General features: G+C 64.9%; 6 protein-coding genes. All 6 read left to right on the forward strand.

The window, feature by feature from the left end; all coding sequences use genetic code 11:
- Positions 1-236 precede the first annotated feature (236 nt).
- Positions 237-569: a hypothetical protein gene (locus tag ACESMD_RS13695; RefSeq protein WP_372614072.1), complete on the forward strand. Its 333-nt coding sequence runs from the start codon at positions 237-239 to the stop codon at positions 567-569.
- A 68-nt stretch (positions 570-637) separates the two neighbouring features.
- Complete coding sequence (locus ACESMD_RS13700) at positions 638-982, forward strand: hexameric tyrosine-coordinated heme protein (RefSeq protein WP_372614074.1); 345 nt, start codon at positions 638-640, stop codon at positions 980-982.
- 41 nt (positions 983-1,023) lie between these two features.
- Positions 1,024-1,167 (forward strand): hypothetical protein, encoded by a 144-nt coding sequence (locus ACESMD_RS13705; protein WP_372614076.1) that lies wholly within the window; start codon positions 1,024-1,026, stop codon positions 1,165-1,167.
- Positions 1,168-1,252: 85 nt separating this feature from the next.
- Positions 1,253-2,449 carry an NnrS family protein gene (locus ACESMD_RS13710; RefSeq protein WP_372614082.1) on the forward strand — a complete coding sequence of 399 codons (1,197 nt, stop codon included), beginning with the start codon at positions 1,253-1,255 and terminating at the stop codon, positions 2,447-2,449.
- A 21-nt stretch (positions 2,450-2,470) separates the two neighbouring features.
- The gene (locus ACESMD_RS13715; RefSeq protein WP_372614078.1) at positions 2,471-2,860 is read left to right on the forward strand and encodes a SirB2 family protein; all 390 of its coding nucleotides are present in this window, start codon (positions 2,471-2,473) and stop codon (positions 2,858-2,860) included.
- Between the two features lie 205 nt (positions 2,861-3,065).
- Positions 3,066-3,518, forward strand: a complete 453-nt coding sequence (locus tag ACESMD_RS13720) for a c-type cytochrome (protein ID WP_372614080.1) — start codon at positions 3,066-3,068, stop codon at positions 3,516-3,518.
- Positions 3,519-3,685: the final 167 nt, after the last annotated feature.

The raw sequence follows: 3,685 nt of genomic DNA on the forward strand, positions 1-3,685 counted from the left end.
GGCTCCATGCGATCACCGTGGGAGCGCTCGGCACCCTGGCCTGGCTGCTGGTGGCGTGGCGGCTGGTGCTCTGGCGCCACCGGGGGCAGCAGGTGCCGCGGCGTCCCCCTGCCGCGACTTGACCTGGATCAGCTACCCCTTGAAGGGTACCGACGCGCCCGGTCGAGGCTGGTATAATTGCCTAAACGGTGACGGCCACGGCCGCCGCCTTACGGTTCAAGAGGCGCGATTCGCTCATGCAAGATACCCTGCCGTTCATCCGCCCCCTGGTCGAGAAGTACGACCGCCCGGGGCCGCGCTACACCTCCTATACCACGGCATCGCAGTTCCAGGCGGCGGTCAACCGCATCCAGAGCGAGGCACAGGTGGTGGAGCTGGGGGAGCGCCGCCCGAGCCGGGATGATTGCCGGCGCATCGAGGTACATCCTGTAGTGATCCCCCTTCCGCCACGCGGATATGATGCGCGTGCTCGAGGATCACGAGGCCATCGCCGAGGGCCTGGTGGATCGCATGCCCGCCGACGGCGAGGTGGAGGCGATATCCTCGGCCATAGTGCGGCCCTGACTTGACGAGTGGGTGACATTGCCTATCTTTAAAGATGCAATAACTATGCATCTTTAAAGTTCAGGAGGCCATCATGTCGCCCATCTTTCGAACTCCCGCATCAGGCAAGGTTGCAGCTGCAATGCTGCTGGCTGTTTCGCTCGTGCTGGGCAGCACCGCTACGGCAGATGACCACGGCGAGGAGACTTCCTCCGATGCCTGGCTGCCGAGCCTGATCACCGAGACGCCCCAAGAGGGCTTCGCCCTGGCGGTGACGCTTTCCCAGAAGGGGGTCGCGACTACCCAGACCGATGCCGAAACCCGCAAGGCGCTCCGGCCTGAGTATGCCGAAGACCCGGATAGTCTGATCGCGGTATCACACGTGATTGCCACCCACTTCCAAACCGTGGCCGCGGCCAACGACTACTGGCGGGAGTGACGCGACTGGCGGCTACCTGTTGATTCATGGGAGGTATCGTCATGTTCAACATCTCCGAGGATGCCACCCTGGCCTATCGGCGTTCGTGCCGGAAAATGCTCAAGGACATGAACCGGCTGCGCGCCGAGTTGGCAGAGATCCCTGAGGAGGCCGAGCTGTTCCGCCAGCTGGCCGAGCAGCAGTAAGAAGTATTCTTGATACCTGTCATGGTTTCCTGGCCAGGGACGACGCACAATGTCCATATCCAAGCGTTATAGTCGAGTATTCGCCATGGTCGCTACCACGCTCTCCCCGACGCGCCTGCCCCTGGCGCGCCTGGCCTTCCGGCCCTTCTTCCTGCTGGCCGCGCTGTTCAGCGTGCTCTCCATGGGGGTGTGGTTCGCCTTCTGGCATGGCCTTATCCTGCTGCGGCCCTATGGCGGCCTGATGTTCTGGCACCAGCACGAGATGCTGTTCGGCTTCGCCGCCGCGGTGATGGCCGGCTTCCTGCTTACCGCGGTGCAGAACTGGACCGGGCTGCCCAGCATCAAGGGAGGGGCGCTGCTGGCCCTGGTCGGGGTCTGGCTGGCGGGGCGGGTGCTGATGGCCTTTCCGCTGGGGCTGCCGGCCTGGCTGCCGATGCTCGTCGACCTGGCGTTCCTGCCGGCGGTGGCGGGGGTCATGGCCCGGCTGGTGATCGCCGCGAGGCGCTGGCGCAATCTGGTCTTCCTGCCGGCGCTGGCCCTGCTCACCATCGCCAACCTGGGCATGCACCTGGGCGTGATGAACGGCGACACCGAGCTGATCCGCCAGGCCGCCTACCTGGCGGTGCTGCTGGTCACCCTGCTGATGGTGGTGGTGGGCGGCCGGGTGATCGCCATGTTCACCGCCAATCGCCTGGGACGGCCGCGCAAGGCGCCGATCCCCGCCCTCGAGTACCTGAGCCTCGGCAGCGTCATGGCGGTGGTGCTGGGCCAGCTGCTGGTGATGCTCGGCGCGGCGCTGCCCAGCGCGCTGATGGCCGCCCTCATGGGTCTGGCTGCCCTGGCCAATGCCGTGCGCCTGAGCCGCTGGGGTGGCCTCTACAGCTGGCGCGAGCCGCTGCTCTGGGGCCTGCACGCCAGCTATGCCTTCATCCCAGCGGGGCTGGCCATGTGGGCCCTGGCGGCGCTGGGGACCTTCCGGGCCGAGCTGGCGGTACACGCCCTGACCATCGGCGGCATGGGCACCATGATGCTGACGATGATGTCGCGGGTCTCGCTGGGCCATACCGCGCGCCCCATCCGCACCCTGCCGGGCATCGGGGTGGCCCTGGGGCTGATGGTGGCCGCGGCCCTGCTGCGCTCGCCGGTGCTGGCGCTCTTCCCGCAGATCACCCACTGGACCTATAACCTGGGCATCATCTTCTGGTGCCTGGCCTACGCTATCTTCCTGTTTCACTATACGGGGCCGCTGCTGTCGGCTCGGGCCGACGGCCAGGACGGATAGGCACGGCCGGGGGAGCGCGCCATGACCGAACACTATGTCCTGATCAAGCACCTGCATATCACCGCCGCCGCCCTGAGCCTCCTCTTCTTCGTGCTGAGGGCCTGGTGGTCGGTGCGCGAGTCGCCGACCCTGCAGCGGCGGTGGGTGAAGGTAGCGCCTCACGTCATCGATACCACCCTGCTGGTGCTGGGCGTGGTGCTGATGGTGATGCTCTCCTTCTGGCCCCACCAGCATCCCTGGCTGGCCGCCAAGCTGATCGCCCTGCTGGCCTATATCAGCCTGGGCACCGTGGCGATCAAGCGTGGCAGGACGCCAGTGGTGCGCGCTATTGCCGCCCTGGCCGCGGTGGCCACCTTCGCCTACATGCTGGGCACGGCGATCCGCCACAGCCCGCTTTCCTGGCTGGCGTGACGCAGGTGGCACGAGACGTCAGCGATGGCCGTGGGGCCGCTCCAAGTTACGCGGTGTGACACTTCGTCCACTCTGACTTGATCTTCGTCAAGACAAGAGTGGAAAGAGTTCTGCTACCATAAAGCAGCATTATATATAGATCTTACTAATAAAATCTTTCGGCGCCGGTCGAAAAATTAACAAGACTAGCAAGGGGGTATGGTCCATGGCCGACGGTCTCACCAAGTCGGCGGCCCGCAACATCTTCTACGGCGGGTCGCTGTTCTTCTTTCTGCTGTTTGCCGCACTGACGGCCCACAGCCACTGGTACATGGTCAACGTTTCCACCGACAGCGAGGGGCTTACCGAGTCCGTCAAGCACGGCAAGGAAGTGTGGGAAAAGAACATGTGCATCAACTGCCACAGCATCCTGGGCGAGGGCGCCTACTTCGCGCCGGAGCTGGGCAATGTCTGGGAGCGCTACGGGGGACACCAGAATCCGGACGCGGCCAGGGCGGGTCTCGCCGCCTGGATCCGAGCCCAGCCGCTGGGTGCCGAGGGACGCCGACAGATGCCGGCCTACGACTTCAGTGAGGAGGAGATGCAGGCGCTGATCGACTTCCTGGAGTGGACTGACGGCATCGATGCTCAGGGCTGGCCGCCGACTCCCGCCGGCTGAGCCGTGGGTAACCTGAATCCGGGTGGATGAATCAAGGAGAACGACACCGATGAAATACGAAACCCAGAAGGTGGCGCTGCCATTCTTCATGGTGGCCATGGCGCTCTTCGCGCTGCAGATCGTCTTCGGGCTGCTGGCTGCCTCTGTCTACGTCTGGCCCAACTTCA

Source organism: Halomonas sp. (genome assembly GCF_041689495.1).
Taxonomy (GTDB): domain Bacteria; phylum Pseudomonadota; class Gammaproteobacteria; order Pseudomonadales; family Halomonadaceae; genus Halomonas.

Coding starts and splice junctions, on each gene's coding strand:
- ACESMD_RS13695 (WP_372614072.1), top strand. CDS start 237: ATGCAAGATACCCTGCCGTTCATCCGCCCCCTGGTCGAGAAGTACGAC.
- ACESMD_RS13715 (WP_372614078.1), top strand. CDS start 2,471: ATGACCGAACACTATGTCCTGATCAAGCACCTGCATATCACCGCCGCC.
- ACESMD_RS13705 (WP_372614076.1), top strand. CDS start 1,024: ATGTTCAACATCTCCGAGGATGCCACCCTGGCCTATCGGCGTTCGTGC.
- ACESMD_RS13720 (WP_372614080.1), top strand. CDS start 3,066: ATGGCCGACGGTCTCACCAAGTCGGCGGCCCGCAACATCTTCTACGGC.
- ACESMD_RS13710 (WP_372614082.1), top strand. CDS start 1,253: ATGGTCGCTACCACGCTCTCCCCGACGCGCCTGCCCCTGGCGCGCCTG.
- ACESMD_RS13700 (WP_372614074.1), top strand. CDS start 638: ATGTCGCCCATCTTTCGAACTCCCGCATCAGGCAAGGTTGCAGCTGCA.